Annotated in this window: 22 protein-coding genes; 18 read left to right on the plus strand and 4 right to left on the minus strand. The window is 45.0% G+C overall.

The features are described from left to right. The first annotated feature begins 18 nt into the window (after positions 1-18). The 5 genes from IX91_RS03635 (at position 19) to IX91_RS03650 (ending at position 3,079) form a co-directional block, all read left to right on the plus strand. Positions 19-939, plus strand: a complete 921-nt coding sequence (locus tag IX91_RS03635) for a hypothetical protein (RefSeq protein ID WP_004744395.1) — start codon at positions 19-21, stop codon at positions 937-939. 109 nt (positions 940-1,048) lie between these two features. After that, entirely contained in the window at positions 1,049-1,264 is a 216-nt protein-coding gene (locus IX91_RS03640; RefSeq protein ID WP_004744394.1) for a helix-turn-helix transcriptional regulator, read from the plus strand. Positions 1,265-1,272: 8 nt separating this feature from the next. Then, on the plus strand, positions 1,273-1,446 hold the full coding sequence (locus IX91_RS25705) for a helix-turn-helix transcriptional regulator (protein ID WP_004744393.1): 174 nt from the start codon (positions 1,273-1,275) through the stop codon (positions 1,444-1,446). A 388-nt stretch (positions 1,447-1,834) separates the two neighbouring features. After that, a complete protein-coding gene (locus IX91_RS03645; protein ID WP_456243274.1) occupies positions 1,835-2,242 on the plus strand; it encodes a YagK/YfjJ domain-containing protein in 408 nt (135 codons plus the stop codon). Positions 2,243-2,740: 498 nt separating this feature from the next. Next, complete coding sequence (locus IX91_RS03650) at positions 2,741-3,079, plus strand: TIR domain-containing protein (RefSeq protein ID WP_004744391.1); 339 nt, start codon at positions 2,741-2,743, stop codon at positions 3,077-3,079. Positions 3,080-3,105: 26 nt separating this feature from the next. Here the strand turns inward: IX91_RS03650 and IX91_RS03655 are convergent, their stop codons facing one another. Next, positions 3,106-4,344 carry a zinc-binding metallopeptidase family protein gene (locus IX91_RS03655; protein ID WP_004744390.1) on the minus strand — a complete coding sequence of 413 codons (1,239 nt, stop codon included), beginning with the start codon at positions 4,342-4,344 and terminating at the stop codon, positions 3,106-3,108. A gap of 661 nt (positions 4,345-5,005) precedes the next feature. Between IX91_RS03655 and IX91_RS03660 the strand changes: the two genes are divergently transcribed. The 12 genes from IX91_RS03660 (at position 5,006) to IX91_RS03720 (ending at position 15,397) form a co-directional block, all read left to right on the plus strand. Next, positions 5,006-6,154, plus strand: a complete 1,149-nt coding sequence (locus IX91_RS03660; protein ID WP_236642848.1) for a radical SAM/SPASM domain-containing protein — start codon at positions 5,006-5,008, stop codon at positions 6,152-6,154. A gap of 9 nt (positions 6,155-6,163) precedes the next feature. Beyond that, the gene (locus IX91_RS03665; RefSeq protein ID WP_004744388.1) at positions 6,164-7,276 is read left to right on the plus strand and encodes a radical SAM protein; all 1,113 of its coding nucleotides are present in this window, start codon (positions 6,164-6,166) and stop codon (positions 7,274-7,276) included. Then, positions 7,273-8,289 carry a pyruvate kinase gene (locus IX91_RS03670; protein ID WP_004744387.1) on the plus strand — a complete coding sequence of 339 codons (1,017 nt, stop codon included), beginning with the start codon at positions 7,273-7,275 and terminating at the stop codon, positions 8,287-8,289. The genes IX91_RS03665 and IX91_RS03670 overlap by 4 nt, the downstream gene beginning before the upstream one ends. Continuing rightward, a complete protein-coding gene (locus tag IX91_RS03675) occupies positions 8,279-8,797 on the plus strand; it encodes a hypothetical protein (RefSeq protein ID WP_004744386.1) in 519 nt (172 codons plus the stop codon). Before IX91_RS03670 ends, IX91_RS03675 begins: the two co-directional genes overlap by 11 nt. 2 nt (positions 8,798-8,799) lie before the next feature. Continuing rightward, positions 8,800-9,126 (plus strand): MazG nucleotide pyrophosphohydrolase domain-containing protein, encoded by a 327-nt coding sequence (locus IX91_RS03680; RefSeq protein WP_004744385.1) that lies wholly within the window; start codon positions 8,800-8,802, stop codon positions 9,124-9,126. Positions 9,127-9,363: 237 nt separating this feature from the next. Next, complete coding sequence (locus IX91_RS03685; RefSeq protein ID WP_004744384.1) at positions 9,364-9,618, plus strand: PqqD family protein; 255 nt, start codon at positions 9,364-9,366, stop codon at positions 9,616-9,618. Beyond that, entirely contained in the window at positions 9,615-10,355 is a 741-nt protein-coding gene (locus IX91_RS03690; RefSeq protein ID WP_004744383.1) for a CPBP family intramembrane glutamic endopeptidase, read from the plus strand. Before IX91_RS03685 ends, IX91_RS03690 begins: the two co-directional genes overlap by 4 nt. Beyond that, complete coding sequence (locus IX91_RS03695) at positions 10,330-11,085, plus strand: nucleotidyltransferase domain-containing protein (protein ID WP_004744382.1); 756 nt, start codon at positions 10,330-10,332, stop codon at positions 11,083-11,085. Before IX91_RS03690 ends, IX91_RS03695 begins: the two co-directional genes overlap by 26 nt. A gap of 1 nt (position 11,086) precedes the next feature. Further along, entirely contained in the window at positions 11,087-12,010 is a 924-nt protein-coding gene (locus IX91_RS03700) for an ABC transporter ATP-binding protein (protein WP_004744381.1), read from the plus strand. A 1-nt stretch (position 12,011) separates the two neighbouring features. Then, positions 12,012-12,758 carry a hypothetical protein gene (locus tag IX91_RS03705; RefSeq protein ID WP_004749171.1) on the plus strand — a complete coding sequence of 249 codons (747 nt, stop codon included), beginning with the start codon at positions 12,012-12,014 and terminating at the stop codon, positions 12,756-12,758. Continuing rightward, positions 12,745-13,494: a hypothetical protein gene (locus tag IX91_RS03710; RefSeq protein ID WP_004744379.1), complete on the plus strand. Its 750-nt coding sequence runs from the start codon at positions 12,745-12,747 to the stop codon at positions 13,492-13,494. The genes IX91_RS03705 and IX91_RS03710 overlap by 14 nt, the downstream gene beginning before the upstream one ends. Before the next feature lie 1,030 nt (positions 13,495-14,524). After that, a complete protein-coding gene (locus tag IX91_RS03720; RefSeq protein WP_004744377.1) occupies positions 14,525-15,397 on the plus strand; it encodes a GIY-YIG nuclease family protein in 873 nt (290 codons plus the stop codon). 106 nt (positions 15,398-15,503) lie between these two features. On the opposite strand, the gene IX91_RS03725 is transcribed toward IX91_RS03720, so the two are convergent. From IX91_RS03725 to IX91_RS03730, 3 genes are all read right to left on the minus strand, one after another. Then, positions 15,504-16,514 carry an exonuclease/endonuclease/phosphatase family protein gene (locus tag IX91_RS03725; RefSeq protein ID WP_236642849.1) on the minus strand — a complete coding sequence of 337 codons (1,011 nt, stop codon included), beginning with the start codon at positions 16,512-16,514 and terminating at the stop codon, positions 15,504-15,506. 144 nt (positions 16,515-16,658) lie between these two features. After that, entirely contained in the window at positions 16,659-16,865 is a 207-nt protein-coding gene (locus tag IX91_RS27010) for an FHA domain-containing protein (RefSeq protein WP_138922201.1), read from the minus strand. A gap of 176 nt (positions 16,866-17,041) precedes the next feature. Further along, positions 17,042-17,923: a LysR family transcriptional regulator gene (locus IX91_RS03730; protein WP_004744375.1), complete on the minus strand. Its 882-nt coding sequence runs from the start codon at positions 17,921-17,923 to the stop codon at positions 17,042-17,044. 181 nt (positions 17,924-18,104) lie between these two features. Between IX91_RS03730 and IX91_RS03735 the strand changes: the two genes are divergently transcribed. Next, the gene (locus IX91_RS03735) at positions 18,105-19,313 is read left to right on the plus strand and encodes an adenosylhomocysteinase (RefSeq protein WP_004744374.1); all 1,209 of its coding nucleotides are present in this window, start codon (positions 18,105-18,107) and stop codon (positions 19,311-19,313) included. Positions 19,314-19,365: the final 52 nt, after the last annotated feature.

Below are 19,365 nucleotides of genomic sequence, written 5' to 3' on the forward strand. Positions count from 1 at the left end.
CAGGGCACGGAACATCTCATGACAATAGCTAAATCTTCTTTTGGCCAATCAAGTCAATTAAGTCTATTTCCTCTTCCTTATTTTTCGATCTCTCAAGCTGCTGAGCAAATCGGCGTCTCTGAAGATTATATTCGTTATGCCATAAAGTGTGGTCTTGTTCGTCCTTGTATTTGCTTTGATGATATAGGTCCACAGCATACCTATTCGGCAGTATGTTCAGATAACAAGATCCTAGATAATATTGAAATCTTTAGCTCTTCGGACCAATTGTCACATGACGCTATGTTTGGCAGCTCACAGTTCACCCGACCACTGTCTTCCAATATTGATCATCTGCTATCAACATCAATGTCTCAGTTGAACGCGACTGATTATCAAGAACTTGAAAACGGTGAAGGTATTGTCGAAGGTTACCTATTCGGTTTTTGGCAGGTCTCTGAAATTGAAATTGCAGTTCAGCTAATGTCTTCAGAAGAAATGCTTAACATCGAGGTAGTTCCATTTGTTGACAATGGTTGGTATCAAGAACAAGTGTTCGATAAGGAAATGATAAGAGTAGCTGGCTTTTCAGTTGATGTTAAAGCAGAAAGTATTGTTCTCAGTCACTGTGACGTTAAATGTTTGAAGGAAGCATATCTAAAAGGGACTCCTATAAATAAACCTAACTTTTATGGGCGGCCGGTACAGCCAAAAGTGAGTATAAATAGAGAGGCAAAACCGTCACAAAAAATGGCAGCAGTAATTGCAGCTTTAATTGCGACTAACCCTAAGCTTGGTAAAGACATTTTTAGTTCAAAAGTTAGTCTAGCTGAAGTATTAGAACAGCATTTTGCGAGTGAAGGTATTAGCCTAGGAAGTTATTTCCCTCATGAGAGTACTATACGCCGCTGGTTCCAGGGAGAAGATATACGTGAGTGTATTCGACGGTTTGGGAAGTAACGCGCACTCCAACCCAATGCGCGCGCACGTCGTAGCGATGCGCGCCAGTCCGAACAGATTTTAGGTAATCTCATTCCATCTTAAGCGGTATGAGTTTAAAGGAGCAGTAATGAGAATTATCCGCCTAAAGGAAGTCATTAAAATGACGGGTTTATCGCGTTCGACTATCTATGAACGTATGTCAATGGAAGAGTTCCCGGCAAGTATCAACCTCGGTGGTAGTGCGGTAGGTTGGTTGGAATCGGAAGTTTGTAAGTGGATTGAATCTCGCATTCAGAATCGAGACTCACAGTCGAATAAGCCGCTATACAGTAAGAGTCTGTAGGGGAAGCTATGAATCCGATATTAACAACTCGTGAAGTGTGCCGACTGATAAAGCGCACACCGGCAACCTTGTATCGCTGGTGGAAATCCGGCCGATTTCCTAGACCACTCCGACATAATGGTAGAGCTTATGGCTGGGACAAAGATGCAGTGGACAACTGGTTAAAACACCAATCTGAGTGAATTTGCATTTAAGTTATTTCATTTGATTGAGATTGATTGAATTTGAGAACTCTATACCCACTTTCGTTATTGAGAAAATATCAGATTTTCAGTGTGTCGGCCCAGTTTAGTTAAGGGGGCAGGTGTATGAAGAATGATAATAACAGGTGGGTATTTCTTATTATCTAAGCAACCTAACTTGGATAATAGGTGCCGATCCTTTCCTCCTGAGACTATGAAAAAACACCAAACCAATTCACCTTTTATTAGACATAGGGACAGAGTTTATAAAGTGAATTCTGGCCCCCAAAAGCCCATATTTACTCATCAACTTAGAAAGATTTTAGAACAGCTCGATGCTTTGGAAAGTCATCATTATAGAGTACTAGTGGTCCTGTTTAACTTGCATATGCCTTTTTACACTATAGGGAACCAAGTCATGACTAAGTTTCTAAACAAGGTCAGATATGATCTGAGCAAGCACTATAAGCTGACTCGACTAGGCTATACCTGGTGCAGAGAGCGTAACAATGCTGATAATCAACATTATCACTTCGTGCTGATGATAGATGGTTCAAAAGTACAACATCCCAAGAAGCTGCTACGTATTCTCAGAGAAATCTGGTATGCATGCTCAAATGGGGGGCACCTTCAGCGGCTAAATAACTGTTTTTATCTTCTTAAGCGAGGTGATGAAATGGTAAGAGCAGAGGTTACTTATCGAATCTCTTATCTAGCTAAGGTGAATACTAAGCAAAGCAGAGAGGGACTAACTAATGACTATGGTTGTAGTAGGCTAAAATCAGTTGGACAATAGACTCCATACCTTAGTCATAAGCTCCACTTGCAGCTCTCCTTGATATAATTTTTCTAGACATAAGTGAAACTGCTGACATTGTTCATCAGTTTGGTTCAATGAATTGTTAGCCTATTTTCCTGTCGGGTAATAGTACTTTAGTTAAGGTGCTACAAGAGACGATTGAGGCCCCGATAAACTTGAGGTGCACACTAAGCAAACTCTACATGAAGACAATAACAAAACCAATGTTTGCAGATTGGGTTGGTTATAGTCTCCCAGTGGTGTGTTACTTATTGAAGAAGTACTTATCAATAAAAAGAAACCAGCTAAGCACGTTGGTCCTTAGCATCTAGAGCCACCAGCTTCGCTTTTGGGAATCAGAACTTTGGTTAGGCTGGTGGGAGAGCTGTGCCAGCCTACTATTCCAGATAGACTATGTGATATAATTTGGCGCTTTCAACGGGGACTCACCGTGAGTCGCCAGAACTCCACTTTTCACGTGAAGGGAACCACATGATGAATCAATGTGTCTATTTAGCAGGCAGTTTCAAGGAATATGACAAATTGAAAGCTGTTTATGCGCAGCTGATGGAGGCTGGGATAGTGACGACGATATCGGAGCCTTTGCAATCCAATGGAATTGATGGTTGTCTTACACGAATAAAACAAGCTGATATCCTTTATGTACTGAACTATGACGGTTATGTCGGTAAGAGTGTGGCTATGGACATTGGATACGCTCTCGGTTTGAGCAAAATGGTGTATGCGCTAGAGCCGATAACTGATCCGGATATCACCCACTTGCTCGATGGCGTCCTTTCCCCTTCTTCTCTCATTAGCTTGTTATCGGAATAGGCCAACGCGTGAGCATCTAACAGGCCTTAGTGGTTGACATAAGAAAACTGCTGCGCTAATTGCACATAGTGATGAAAGTCTTCTTGGTGGGCAATTTCTTGGCTAGCGTGCATTGCTAAGATAGGGATCCCGACGTCAATGCAAGGGATGCCGAGTGTGGTGGCTAAGAGGGGACCAAGTGTGGAACCGCTCGATTGGTTTAATTTCGCCGCATACACTTGGTAGCGAATATTTGCTTCGTGAGACCAGTTAAGAAACAGATTGAGTGCCTCTGGATCGTTGCAATAGCGATTGCTTTCGCTGACTTTCATCACGATTCCGTTACCTAGTGAAGGGGCGTGATCTGGGTTTAGATATGCGTCGAGATCCGGCTGACTGGCCTGAACGGTATCAAGAGACAAAGCGATGGAGCGGGCTAACACTTGATGATAGTGAGCGCGTGATCGCCACATACGTTTCAACGTATTCGAGAGCCAGGGGCTGGCACAGCCATTATAACCTTTATTACCCACTTCTTCTTTATCAAACAGCGCGACGACGAGCGGGCTCTTCGCATCCGAATGGATAGCAGCGAGGACTGCGGCGTAACAACTGATCAAATTGTCGAGTCTGGCGCTGGTGAGATAGGGTGTGGTTGGGTTCTGTGTGCTGGGATCGGCCACCGGATAGAGTGATACGTTATGGTGGACAACGGTATGGGGGATCTGGAATGTGTCTTTAAACCAGTTATCGGGATTCGCGTGGTAGGAGAGAGCCACTAAGTGCTCAAGTGCCTGATCTGGTTTGCGATGTTGATGTAGGCCAATGGGAAAGGAGGGGATAGTGCAACTTGGGTGAATGGAATCGACTAAACAATGGCGGATCCCCTTAGCTTCTTCGACAAAGACCTGCCCAGCGAGGGCGAGAGGCCGATCAAGCCAGGTCGAGATCAAAGGGGACGCATACGTATTTACGTCCAGATACAAAGCCGTCTGATGGGGGATGGAAAAGTGCTGCTTGAGTTTCAGTGTTGGGCTGTCAGTATGAGCTACCAATAGACGACCGCCTTTGGCGTTAAGCGTACACTCATTGCTGCTGTTGATAATAACAATCGACGCCCCGCCTTTTATTAAAAAATATTTTTTGTTGTCATCAATAATCCAATTATCTTCTTCTTTAAGCTCCTCAAAACCTTGTTTCAATAATATTGTTCGACATGTTTTTACCGCATGGAATGGGGTCGGGGATTTATTAATGAATGCTAATAAATCAGATGGTAAATCCATTTTTTAAACTCCCTTGCTTTCTGTTAGAAATATCAATTGATCTAATTTTAAAATTTATTAATTACTACAAAAAACGCCATTTTCTACGTTTGATCTACATCAAACGTACGACATAAAAATTCATAAAACATTCAACTTATAGATTGTCAAATCACCATGAGGTCAAGTTTTTTATTTTATTAATGTGACTTTTCTTATTTGTGTTTTTAATTAAATGAATACATTTTGCATAAAAATGCGAAGTTAATGTCATTATAAACCATTGGTAAAATATGGGTATTGTTTCATTGGTGAAAATAATAGTAGTTTAAAAAACAGTTACACAGACGAATGTATGTAACTGTCTCGAAATTAAATCTAAAGGAAATAAAGATGAAAAAAGTAAAACAAGCACCTAAGAAGCGTATTTTCTTCGTGGCGACTGATCACCACTAAGAAAATAAATGAAAGCAGGTTTTACCTGCTTTCATATTTTAAAAATAAAAAAGAGAAAAATATGTTGAGATATATTCTTAGAAATGAATTCTTTGGCGGATTATTGTATGACAGAACAACCATGCAGTATATTCATTTAGATCATTTATCCGTCGCCATGCTAGCTAACCCGGAGAAACCGTTCGCCTTTTATGCGGCGATTGATCCCACAGCGGAGCCGAGTGACGTGGACTATATCACTTCATTTTTCCATGAAATGGGCATTTCAAGCGAAACGGTTGAGTCGCTTAATAATGAGGTGGTGGAAGGGAGCCTATCGGCGCCTACACGTGTGTTTTTTGATTACACGTATTACTGCCCAGAAAAATGCAAGCATTGTTTCACGAACTCAGGCTATAAGCGTGAGCAAGAGTTGAGCTTTGAACAGAAAACAGCGATCGTCGATCAATTGGTGGAAATCGGCTGTTATCGGATCTCTGTCGCAGGGGGGGAGCCTTTAGCGGACAAAACCTTTATCTCATTTGTTCGATACTGCAAAGAGAAGGGGGTCGATGTGTCGTTGTCGACTAGTGGGATCCCCAGTACCAAAAGTCTGGCGCACGAGCTCAGCGCGTTGGACGTGAGAACAATTAATATCAGTTTGGATGGTTGGGACGCGGCCTCGTACGATTGTGTGCGGGGGGAAGGGCGTTTTGACTTGATGAGAAAAAGAGTGGCGACGCTGAGAAAGCACTACCGTGGCAAGTTAGCGGCGAAGGTGACCTTGATGACGACCAACATCCACAATTTGCGAGACATTATTCATACCGCCAGGGAGATGGAGCTGGATGTTGTGAAGTTCAACTGTGTCCGAGAAGCGGGACGCGCAGAGGACAACTCGAGTCTTGTGCCAAGTCGGGCTGAATACATTGAAGCGATGCAAGAACTGGCCAAGATCAAGTATGAATATGAGCAGGATGAGTCGTCACTCGGGATCACTTTATCGTTACCAGTGAATCCATACTCTTACAGTGAGGAAGGGGGGATTCAAAGTACCAGTTCGATTGAGAGTCTTGGCTTCGGGTGTTATGCCGGGAAGGAAAGTTTTTGCATTAGCCCGATTGGGGAGATTCAACCTTGCTCCGCCTTTGGCCCTGGTAACTACTCGGACGGTTTGGTGACAGAGCACAGTATACAAGAGGTATGGCGAGAGGGGAACGCGCTCAATGCGTTTCGTGCTCTGACTGGGGATGAGAGTTGCCATGAATGCCCTTCGTATTCGGCATGCAAAGGGGGCTGCCATTTAAGAAGTTTGTACGCGACGGGCAAGCTTGACGGGTTGGATCCGTATTGTTTCGAACACGATGTCCAGCCGATTGCCATTACCACGGTATAAGAGTGTGATATGAAGTACGTGTGGAAGAGTGCCCAAGGCATAAGAGGTTTCGACTTTGAGCGAGCGAAATACGTGGACTTTCCAACGCTCGGTGGTGCGTTAACGGAACCTGAACGCGCGAAGATCTCGTTAGAGTTTGGTGAAGATTGGTGTGAGTTGACACCTTCTGACCCTTGGGAGGGAGCGATGCCGCTGCCTATGAAGGCATTTATCAATATCACCAAGCGATGCAATTTCAAATGTACCCATTGTTTCAACGACTCGGGCAAGCGTGATGCGGCTGAAATGGATATAGCGACCTTAAATGACTTGTTTGATCAACTGGAAGCGCTGCATATCTTTCATGTCACGATATCGGGTGGGGAGCCCTTGTATCATTCAGAGTGGTCGGCGTTGATCGAGGCATTGCAACACCGCCAGCTCAGTTTTTCTTTGGTATCGAATGGGGCGTTGTTTAACGAGCGTATTATTGCTGGCTTAAATGCCCTGCCGTATTTTCGGGGAGTGACCGTATCCCTTGATGGGGTCGATGCAGCGACCAACGATCATGTGCGAGGACGAGGCAGTTTTAACCAAGCGTGTCAGGGATTGGCGCAGTTGAGTCGTCACGCTACTTTTGATGTGTCGCTAAGAACCACGTTACATACTGACAACACATCCCACATCGATCGACTGATTGATGTGGCAGCGAAATTTAATATAGGGCACATCAAGGTGAACGCGCTGAATCCGTACGGTCGAGCACGCCACCTGATGGATAAAGTACTGGACAATCAAGACTATCTCGCTATCCGTCAATCGTTGCACGATGCGGGTCAGTTACAGAATATTCGGGTCGAAGTGCCGTCGCAAAAGTATGTGGCGAAAGAAGGGCTGGTTGGTTTATGCCGATCGGGACAAGATAGTTTTGAGGTTGATGCTGATGGCACGGTCTACCCGTGTTCGTTTACCTTTGGTCAGTTGGCTCAGGGCAACGTGCATCATCAGTCCTTGCGCGAGATTGTGGGCAAGATGGCTGGGTTCACGCTGGATAATCCGGTCTGCGCAGGCTGCAAAGGGCGCGGTGGGCAACAAGAAAAAGTGTTAGGCGCGGTATCGTCTTTGATCGAGAGGAAGCAATGAAAATCATCGCAACAAATGGGGCAGCCACGTCGACGGCGGACGTGCGACGAGCGTTGGTCGACAGTGGAGTGGCAATCATGCGCTTCAATTTTGGGGTGGGGATTTTTAGCCATCAAGAAATGAATCAGTTTATGCTCGACTACCAGCAGCAAACCCAGGCTTACCCGCACGCACAATCGTTGGCGGACTTACCGGGTGGCAAGGTGCGCGTTTGTGCGATCAGTTCACCACAACTGGCGCTTGGGCAAACGGTGAGGATTGTCGAGCAGGGGACCTTGGCCGAAGGCGAGACCGATGTCTGGTGTGGTATTGATGCGCCGATTGAGAACCTCTCTGTCGCCATTGGGCAGAAAGTGTATATCGCCGACGGGGCGGTGGAGCTGACCATTGAGGCGGTGGATGGGGAGCAGATCGTGTCGGTGGTCACGTACCCTGGAGAGGTCGAACTGCGTAAGGGGATCAGTCTTTCGCGAAAGCACATCTACGCAGAACTAACGAATGAGTTTCATCGCATTTTTCAACAGTTGCGCCATTCAAAGCCGGACTACATTGCTTTGTCGTTTGTCTCGTCAGCAGAAGATGTCTTAATGATTCAGCGTGTGTTGGCGGAATACACGGCGGGGTCGAGTTGGCGCCCGAAGCTCTTGGCTAAGATAGAGAACCAGGCGGGCATTGACCACATTGAGGCGATTCTGGCCCACGTGGCGGGCATCATCGTCGCGCGCGGGGATCTAGCGTTGCATGTGCCGTTTGAACAAATGGGACGACTGGAGCGCTCTCTGATCGAGACCGTTCAGCGTGAAGTCGACAAGGAAGTGTTTGTAGCGACGGAAATTTTTAACTATCGCGATGTGACAGCGTTACCCTCGCGTGCGGAGATCTCATCATTGTATGGGCTACTAGCTTTGGAGATTGATGGAATCATGTTTTCCTCGGAGACTAGCAGTTCGAAGCAGCCGTTAAAGTTTGTCCATTTTGCACAAAAAATCATACAGGATATGAATGAACATTAAACAGTTGGATTATCTCCCTGAGATAGTGTCAAGAGAAGGCGCGATGAGCTTTCTGATTGGGTTGTTGTCGACTCAAGGGGTCAAAGCCAGCAAAGCATGGGATTTGCCCACGCAATTGCAGCGTCGAGTGGAGGAACGCGGCGGCGATTTGAGGGGGATGTCGTTGAGTGAAGTGGTAGCGCTGATGCAAGCTACCCCTGCACTTCATCGCTATCCGAAGAAAATCAGCCGTTATGTAGTTGAGCTCATCGCCCATATTGAAACGGAATACGGTGGTGATCCGCGCTGTATCTGGTCAGGGGTTCCGACCGTCCAGGCGCTTCAGGTTGCGTTGAAAAAAATCAGTGGACTGGGGGCTCACAAAGCGGAACTTGCTGTGTTTTTTTTGTGTTTCCATTACGGCATTGACGTCGACAGCAGTCGCGCCAAAAACATTCATTTATCGGCGTTGTGTCCGCGACTGTTTGAGTCGATTGGACGGCCAGATGAATACTTTTATTGGGAGTAGCCATGAATAAGAAGTTACCAGAGTTGGGATCTTTAGCAGACTATCAAGCCTACGTGAGACAGATTGTGACTGAGCGGCAGTTTGAGGACGTGACGCTAGAGCAAAATTGTCTGCTGTTAGGTGAAGAAGTAGGGGAATTGTTCAAGGCGATTCGTAAACAGGTTAACTTGTCGACGGCACAAGATTCGGATGAGCATGAAGTGGCGCACGAGCTGGTGGATGTGCTGATTTTTGTGTTGGCTATCGCCAACAAGCTGGACATCGACCTCACCTCCGCCTTCGTGGAGAAGGAAACCATTAATATGCGTCGGCATTGGCGTAAAGTTTGAGGCCTCCGGTGAATATTTGCCTGTGTTTTGGAACAAAAGGTGGGCGAATACTTTTAGCTAATGATAGCTATTTTTAATCAATGTAACACTAACTTTCATTTAATGGAGAATCATTATGAAACCATACCAAAAACCAAGTGCGAAAAAAATTACTCTGCCAGCAGCGATGGCAAACGAGTAAAGACGTTGGGCCTATTGTATAGGCCCAAATTTTTGAGAGTGACAAAGGTGTGACGCATGAATTATTCCACGAACCCGCTTTTCCGCTACCGAAAGTTCGGTGGCAATCATCTGCTGATCTCAATGGCGGAAGCCATTGAAATCAACGAGGTCGGCGCAGAAATTTGGCTTGGACTAAAAAATCAGACGAGTGTGGCTGAAATCAAGCGCGACATCGCGAGCCATTACAGTATTGCTTTTGACCATGCCGATCAGGATGTTGACGAGTACTTGTCCACCTTGATGGCGTATGGTGCAATCCATACCTTATGAACATCTATGGACGGCAAGAAAACACACTGCTTATGTTTGCGCTGGTGTGTGCCATCAGTGTGTTTGTATTTCCAGCACTGATAGGCTTTATCGCTTTTGTCTGCCTGTATGTCTGCTTTGTCGCAAATTACTGGCGGCTAGAGTGGTTTCAGGCATCCAATGAGTTAAGAAAGGCGTGCTTGTCGCTTGTGCCGCTGGGGTTCAGTGGCTGGGTGTTATGGAGCCCTGACCCTTCGCCACTGTGGGCCACGGGCTGGGTGCAGTGCGGGGTAACCACAGTCGTGTTTGTGTTGGTGCTGGCATGGCAAGCGTTTCAATGTCGTGCTCTCCTCAAAACCCCGGTGCTGACGCAGATGATCTTTGCCGAGTGCGATCTTCGGGAGCGTTGGACATACGTTAGCTTTATATTGTTATGCGCGATTGGGGAAGAATTGTTGTTTCGCGGTGTCCTTTATCGCCTGTTGAGTCACCATTGGGGGGCGTTTTTGCTCTTGAGTTCCTTGATGTTTTACTTTTGGCACGCTTTGATGCCTTGGGCTCGCCGTACTTATCAACGCTGTGATTATGTGAAGCAAGCGATGTTGGCTTTGAGCTCATCGTCCTTGTTAGTGATGACTGACTCGATCTACCCCTCTTTGGCTTTGCACCTAGCCTATAACTTAGGTGTTTGTCTTCCCTTTTTTATTTATATCTATTCAAGGAACACGCATTATGCCGACTCAATATCTGGATCTTGATGGCTACCTAGCGACCAAGTCATTGTCTTTATCTCAACTTACCGCTTATCTGGATGAGCTCGTTGATTTGACGAGGGTGGAAGGGGCGTATGTGACAGGCTCCATCGCGGAAGGACATGGGACCATTAGCTCTGACTTGGATATCACGGTCGTGTTGCCTGTGTCGAACCCAACGGACTTTGAGGTCAGAAACCGTTTCTTTCAGTCAGTGAGGGTGGATATAGAATTCATCAACCAACGTGTGGTGGATCGCATACAGCGAGTACTAGAGACGATGGACTTCGAGGATATCCACCAGAACTTTCAAGAGATTGATGTCGGGCCTGGGCTTAGAAAGGAGGGGGTGTTGGAGTGTATTGGTCGAATGTTGAATGGGCGGGCACTGAAGCCGAATAGGACGACAGAGGCGATAGGTCAGCAAGGGATGTATCGGTATCTTGGTCACTTATCCCGCTTGTACTCGGAAAATTTGTACGAAGACGTGTTGGGTTTTTTAGACAGTAATGACACGGTGTCGGCGGGGAAGCAAAGTCTCCAACTGCTCGATCAAATATACATGACCAAACTCCTGGCCCAGCAGATCTATATTGACCGTCAGAAGTGGGTCCCTTTCTTTTTATCACGGCATCGACCTGATGATTATCTTCGCTATTTAGAGGCGTTGAGGGAGCTGCCTCTAGGAGATGGAGTCGATGGGGTGCTGCGTCTGGCCGATGAGGTGTTGAGTTAACATGTTAGCAATTGAAGGGCATAAGATCAGCAAGTCGTACCGTGGTCAAGACTTCGCGCTTCGGGACATTGATTTACACGTCAAACAGGGTGAGTGTTATGGCGTGTTGGGCCGAAATGGCGCTGGCAAGAGTACATTGATTAAAATTCTGTCAACCCAGCTCCCGAAAAGTGCTGGCACAGTCTCTATCCTGGGGATGGCAATCAACAAGCCAGGGAGGATTCGAGGGAAAATCAATATTGTGAATGGGGGAGAGCACGGTTTGTATCCATGGTTAAGTGGGTATGAGACGCTGGACTACTTTTATCATTTGTATCGCATGAAAGAGGTTAGTCGCAAACGGCATATCGAGCATCTATTGACCCTAGTCGGCTTGGAGCCGAACTGCTGGCATCGTCCCACTCATAAGTATTCGAAGGGCATGAAGCAGCGGTTGCATATTGCGCGTGGTTTGGTGAACCATCCCGAAGTCGTGTTTATGGATGAGCCGACTATTGGCTTAGATGTCGAAGGAGTAGAAAGTACGCGCCAATTGATCAAAGACATTTGTGGTTTGGGTAAAACCATCGTCCTCACCTCGCATAACATTATTGATATTGAGAGAAGCTGCAACAACATTCAGATCATTGATCAAGGGATCAGTAAAGGGTGTTTTAATTTGAGTGATCTCGCGGAGCAGTACAGTGCGGTGTTGCATGTGAGGGTGGACGCAAGTCAGATCTCGGCGGTTGAGCAGTTATTGGGAGCTGGGTCTATTTTAGAGATCGCACCATGCTCATCCAGTTGCGTCACCATAAAGATCGCTACAGGTCAGTCTAGCGTCTTTTCTCTGTTAGAAGCACTGCACAGATCGCAGGTGTGTATCGCGCACTATACAGTAGAAAACTGCTCCTTAGAGCACTTTTATTTGTCGCAGGTGAGTTGAGATGTTGGGTTTATCGCGCTGTTTTTTGCTGTCGTCGCTCAAAAGGCCGATGGTGCAATACTGTTGCTTGGTGCAACCATTGTTATTTCTGTTGCTGTTTACCCAAGCGACCTCATTAACAGGGGAGGCGTTGTTTTGGTTTATTGCCTTGCATGCCCCGTTTGCATGTGGATGGGGTATCTTGGTGTTCACGTCGATTTCGGACATCGATCGCGATCGGATGGTGGGCACCTTTGCCTATTTGAAGATCACGCCGCTTGGGTATGTGGCGATTCTGTTGTCGAGGACTCTTGTCAATACAATGTTGGCGTATCTCTCTGGCATCTTGTTGCTCGCGGTCGGGCTAGGGGGAGGGGTCATTGCGTTACCAGTGATGAATGGGTTCCCGTGGCTTGTATTGGGGTGGTGGACGCTGGTTTGGTTGCTGGTCGGGTGGTTCAGTCTGTTGCTGGCCGTTTTTATCACGAAATACGACGAGGGTCGGATCTTAATGAATTTCGTCAACTTTCCTATCGTGATTGTCTCGGCGTTTGGTTTTTCCAGTTTTTATTTGCCCGATGCCTTGGCTTGGCTCTCGGTAGTGTTCCCTCATGCGTTGTTATTGGAATTGCTGAGAGAGCGAGTTGGTTTGGTATCGGTGTTGGACAAGCTGGATGTGGCAGTGTTGCCAGTGTTTGTTATGTCGAGTGTAATGATGCTGGTTGCCACGGTGTATTTCTTGAGGAAGAGCATTCATGAACTCAATTAAGAGTGTCCTATTCGCGGCGATGTTGGGGTATAAAGCGACTATCCATCCATTGAAATTCAAAGAGTTCATCATTTCTGCAATGCTGACCCCTCTGTTTACCATGTTGTTTTACGTGTCGGTGAAATACGTGTCTTATCCCAGCGCTATGCAGAAAGAAGGCTTGGTCACCGTGTTTTTGATCATTCCGGCGTTTACCTGTATTTACTATATCTCGCGGTCAATCAATGATGACAAGTATTATGGGACGGTGGACATATTGGCGATTTCGCCAACCGGGTTATTCATGACTAAGTTGCTTGTCCAGCTGTTTACGTTGCTGGAAGTGGTTATGGTGTCGGTGTTTTGGTTGGTCACACTCAACTATGGGTTATTAGCGTCGGCCTTCAGTTTCACCGATGTCCTAAATTTAACCTACATACTGGTTTGCGCTTCCCTTTCCTTAGTGTTTTTTGGGTTGCTGCTGGCGTTGAGTTTTTCCTTGCTTGAGGATGGGCTGATCGTTGTGAACCTTGCTTTTACTTTAGTGGTGATCCTGTCGACGTTAACGTTTGACGGGGAGTACAGTAAATTGGTCACAGCAGTATTGCCCCTTAACTACTTTGTCGAGATCGCAAAAGGCGATCTGAGTCAATTGCCTTACGGTGAGATCGCTAGCATTAGTGGGATAAAGTCAGCGGTGTATCTATTGTTGGCGCGAGTGGTATACCAAGCGAAAAGGTGGATACTGGCGGAGTGAGAGTTCTCATCGCGCGACTCTGAGGCTGATAGCTTGGCGTGATGAATCCTTGTGGGCGATGTTGAGCACTAGGAGCAGGCCGATAGAATCCAGCAGTTCATGGCTTTGAGCCCTTCCATTCTTTCAGGTCGCCCCTATGTGTCGTAAGTAAAGTGACTAAATTAGCACAATCTCTGAGATGTATTGCATTTCTATAGACACATAAATATAGCTAGACTCCATCGTCGTACTCTTGCTTTTATCATATTTAGATCTCCCAAAGGACAGTTGTGTGGGACATATAATGGAACAGGCGGTTACCCTATCATTTTGTTTATATTAAATTTATTCAACACTATTGATAATACTGGGCAGCCTGGCGGACGTTTGTAATGACGAATAATGCTACAACGCGAGTTGATACTAGAAGATTTCGGCTTCGATACAGAGCGGAAAAGTCATACCAAAAAGACCAGTTTTGGGCAAACATGTTTAATATCTGGCACATGTTTAGGTGGTGGTACCCCAACTGTTCATTGAGGGAGTTTTCAGAATATTTTGGATTACCATTGTCAACGGTTTCTAGACGCTTTTCTCGCGGTGTTACATGGGCGATGAGTGGAGAAATAAGCGGTAGTTTGTACCAGAGTAGCCTTATAAACAAGACGCTAGATACTCTTGCTGCTAAAAATGATTGGCATACAATACGGCTTTTATGGGTATTCGAGTCAGCTAGGTTAGTAATAACCAAAAAGCAGTTTTGCGCAAAGTATGGAATTGCGTACAACACTGCGAGGCCCCATCTTGCACAGAACGCACTAGATAGTATGTTGCACGTTGCTCATTTTCATCGTTATGTGTATCGAGAAAGTAAAGGTGGTTGGTTTCATCCAATTAATGAAACTTCAAGACACAAGGGGTTAATGGTTAGGGTTCTAGTAGATTTTAGAGAAAATTGGAAGATGTATTGATGTGCTATCTAATCAGTTAATGGGAGGTTGGTAGCACGATATTCGAGTACAAAAGTTAAGCAATGTCTTGGAAAAGACCAATGATAATAGCCGAAAAAGTTGATATGCCTGATAATTGGTCTGATTGGCTCCCACTTAATGGCGGTTTGAATGTTTATCATAAGATACCTGTTAAGCACGCTGGGGTATATCGGATTCGTGCTCGTAAGCTGGAAAAGTTGATTTACATTGGTCAAACGGGACGTTGCTTGAGACAGCGTCTACGAGCTTTAAGTAAAGGAGTATACTCAGATACTATGCCTTGGAACGATCCTCATACAGCGGCACCTAATCTTTGGGTTTGGATGCAGGAGGAACATTTTGATTATGAGTTCTCTTTCATTCTCACCAGCCTAGACACACAGCAAAGACAGGGATTAGAAGATTACTTCCTTTGGAGGCACCGTTGTGAGACAGGAAGTTCTACGCTGTGTAACTATGGTCGTTTTCATCGCCTTTGGATGAAACCAAGTAATAGAAAGCAAGCTATGGCTGGTGGAAAGTTAAGTGATGGCAAACTTAACCCTTCAGGACTCAGTAGTAGCTCCCCTTTAAAGCCTTCAGGTGGTAGCTCTGATGACAATTGGATGGGCTTACTTTGGTCTCAGATAAAACCTCTCGACAATCAATGTATTGGCCTTGTACCTCAGCACCCTATCATTTATCGCATACAAGATACGAACACGTTGGAAGTTATCTACATAGGGGAAACTAAAAAAGGTCGTGACCGATTAAAGAGTCATGCTAGAAAAGAGTGGGGTAGAAGGTCTGTCTGTTTTTCCTATGTTGATGCTATTAATCTTACTGAATCCTTTTTAAGGCATGAAATTGAAGTTGACTTGATTGGAGCATTTTTTGAAGAGCATGGGCGTGTTCCTGAGTTTCAGTACAAGAAAATTGCCCGACAGCTCTAGAAGTCCCGCATCATTTTGGGCGCTGATATGGCACGCCCTTGAATGTAGCCCGATTAGTCCAAGACTGTGCATCCTAAGCAAGTTGAATGCACAGTCAGGGGCATAGTTACAGGGGTAAAGTTAGAGTGATTGGACAATGATCTGAGGGTTTGACTTTATCTTTGCTGAAATTAGGGTAGTTCTTCCCATGAGCTTCTAAGCCTAATACTGGAGTTTTCCAAATAAGGGTTTCAGCAAAAGCTTTACTGAGGAAGAATCGGTCTATCTTTTCATAGCAGTTCCAGTCTGAGAACTTCCTAAGAAATACGTTTGGCGCATAGTAGATAGCTAGATTTTCAGGCTTGTTATCATTAATTTCATGCAAGAATGAGCGAGTTTTTGAGTCTTTTGTTGGACTTGATTGAGCATCGCTTCCATCTGAACGCGCGTCATAGCTCCAGTCAACTTTGAAGACTCGGTTGAAGTCTCCAAGTAGGATAAAGTCAATGCCATCCTCTGTCATTTTTTCTATCCACTCTTCGATTTTCACAACCTGTTTAGCATATGTTTGACAGTCTGCTTTACTATTGTCGAGTTCGTATTCATGACATGACGACTTCATGTGCAGATTTAAGAATGCGAGCTTTTTCCCGTTGATTGAACCATGTAGTTCAATGCCTGGGCGTACAGGGCGTTTGTGGCCAGAGCTGCTTTCATGCAGAACCATAACATCTGTGTTGACCGAAATTAAAGGCTCTTTGTCGAAGAGTCCTTTGCGGTACGCAATACCTACATTTTGTGGCATGACAGTATCTTTTAAGAGCTCAAATGAACTTATTGATGTATAGGCTTTGTCACTTAGTAGTTCTTCGATAGCTTTCGCATCAGATATTTCTTGAAAGAAGTAAATGTCTGATTTCAGCTGTTGGGCTAGGCTCTGGAGGGATGACACCTTTTCTCTGTGATCATTAATAGTTCTAACTGGTTTAGGCCAACTAAGCGCGTTGCAGTATGTAAGTCTCGGTGGTTTTTTACTTAGCTTATCCCTTATTTCATCTGGTAATGTGGTGTCACGGTTATCCGGCCAATTTAGGGGACCACAGAAGTCCTTCCATTCTTTAAACCTTTCTTCAGACATTAAATGCTCAGTGTTCCATGTCGTTAACGTTAAAGGAGCTGCAGAAACAAGGCCAGAGTACCCTATCAATAGCATCATTGTGATAATGTGTTTTGTGTTCATTGTGTTACCTGTACCAACTTGTTAATGGATTTTAAGAAATCTCTAGAAGTAGTAAGTATAGGTAGGAGCTCTTGATATGCGGTGGGACCTATATCTATTTATGAAGGTTTGGTTAGTCTGAGAAAGAGTAGAGAGTTGCCAGTTTTTCCCTGACTCATAACTAATGAGATAGTGGTGATGAGAACGGGTATATCGATAGTTGTCTAAATCATTTCTGCCCCAAAGCGAGTTAAACTTGATAAGTATCAAGGTCTAAGATTGTTCATTCGACCTACTTTCACTCATGTTTCAAAACGTATCTCTGAGTCAACAAGAAAGTTCTACTTTGTCGTAAAGTAATAAGTAAAGCATGGATCTGTAGGGGTAGGCTAAGCCAATCACTCTATTGTTTCTCCAAGCGAATTGTAATTTCACGACAGGTGAGATTATTTCAACATGTGGTCAATAAATGTTCGTACTTTATGGGGGGTGATCGCCGCACTTGGGTAGACAAAATAAAGCTCGGTGGACCAAGTATAATCAGTGAGTAGATTCACCAGTTCTTTTTGTTCAATATAATCACCGACCAAAAAATCCAAAGCACACGCAATGCCCACTCCATTTTTGGCCATCTCGACCAACATAGCTTCTGAATCTGATCGAATCGTTGAATTTAACTCGACAAATTCATGCGATTCATCTGCAAAGTTAAATCGCCATTTATCCTTTGTTAGACAACTTCGGTAGTTCATACAGCGATGCATTTTTAAGTCTGATGGGATATTAGGTGTCCCATTTTTCTCTAAGTAGTCTCTAGAAGCGACAACCTTTGTGCCGATGCTCTTAATCTTCCTACACCGAAAGCTGCTATTGGGCATATCGCCGATATGAAAGGCGAGATCTATACCCTCTGAAACAAGGTCATCCAGTGTATAGCCATACATGACCTCTAGTTCTACATTGGGATAAATTTGAGCAAACGAGCTGATCTTTTGCATGAGATTCAAATCGTGCTCAAGAACAATTGGCAGGCGTATCCTAAAAGAGCCGCTCAGAGTGTCATTTCGTTGGTCGATGACGTCATGAGCTTCTTTAATGTCATCGAGAACCTTTGAGTATCGTTCATAGAGGTATTGCCCTTGCTCCGTTAAAGATAATGTTCTGGTTGTTCGCTGAATAAGCGTACATTGCAACTCATTCTCTAACTGGCGTATTTGCTTGCTGACAACAGACTTAGACAGTACCAATTCATCAGCAGCCTGTGAGAACGAATTATGCTTCACTACGGTGTAAAAGGTAGTGACCAAGTTTAGGTTCAGGTTTTTCATCGGAGTACCTCTAGTAGTCATTCTATTCTAATGTATTACTACTAAAAGAGCTCACGAGTTCCTTTGCACACCTCACATTATAGTTTCTCTATGAGAACAATCTTTCCACGTAGCTTTGTTTTTCTAAACCTCAATTTCACTCATTCTGTGTTCATACCAATTTCCACAAAAGGATACAGAAATGACGAATATCACCCATGACGTAGCAGATCTAACTCTTGCACCAGAAGGTACGAAGCGGATTGACTGGGCGCGTGCACACATGCCAATTATGCGAAGTCTTATCGAACGCTTAGAGAAAGAACAACCATTTAAGGGATTAACCATCGGTATTTGCCTTCACGTAGAAGCTAAAACTGGCGTATGGATGGAAGCTTTAACAAAAGGTGGAGCCAAAGTCGTTTTGACCGGTTCCCCCGGCTCAACTCAAGATGAAACCGCAGCAGCACTGGTGAAAGATTACGGCGTTCACGTATTTTCTCATCGTAATGAGTCATTTGAAGACCACATTCGCTATTGTGAAAATGTTCTTAGTTTTAATCCAGACATCATTGCTGACAATGGTGCCGATTTACATGAGCTTGTGTTTACGCACCCTGAGTTTGAGCATCTACAAAGTTCACTGTTAGGTGCAACAGAAGAAACGACCACAGGGGCTAACCGTCTACGTGAAGATTTTAAGTCTGACAAGTGGTCAACGTTAATCATTAACGACACCATGTCTAAACGTATCATCGAAAATCGCTTTGGCGTTGGCTCTTCTGTTGTTGACGGCATGATGCGAGCAACAAACGTGATGCTTCATGGCAAGAAAGTGGTTGTGATCGGCTATGGTTACTGTGGATCTGGTACTGCTCAACGTCTACGTGGCATGGGCGCTCATGTCACAGTCGTTGAAAGTAACTCGCTCACGAAACTTGAAGCGCATATGGAAGGTTTCTACACCTCAACACTTGAAAAGGCATTGCCTGATGCTGACATGGTTGTGACTATCACTGGCCGTGATGATGTTTTGCGAAAAGAGCACTTCGAGCTCATGCGTGATAAGACAATTATTGCAAACGCAGGTCATTTCCAACGTGAAATTAATCTGTCTGAACTCAAAGATATGAGTCAGGGTATTAATCGTATTCGCCCACACGTAACAGCCTATCAAATAGAAGGGGAAGATAAAGAGTTGTTTGTGCTCTCTGATGCCAACTTAGTCAATCTATCTGCCGGTGATGGTAACCCAATCGAAATTATGGATTTAGGGCTCGCACTTCAAACGCTAAGTCTTGAGCGTATCGCGCTTAATGCTAAATCGCTCTCTAAGATACCGCAGCCGGTACCATACGACATTGAAATGATGGTGGCTGAGCTGGCTTGTGAGCACTGGATCAATCACTAATCCCAACAGAGCGGTAGGCCATTTAGGTCTGCCGTTTTTATTTGAAAGAACA

It is taken from the genome of Vibrio tubiashii ATCC 19109 (assembly GCF_000772105.1).
Lineage (GTDB): Bacteria > Pseudomonadota > Gammaproteobacteria > Enterobacterales > Vibrionaceae > Vibrio > Vibrio tubiashii.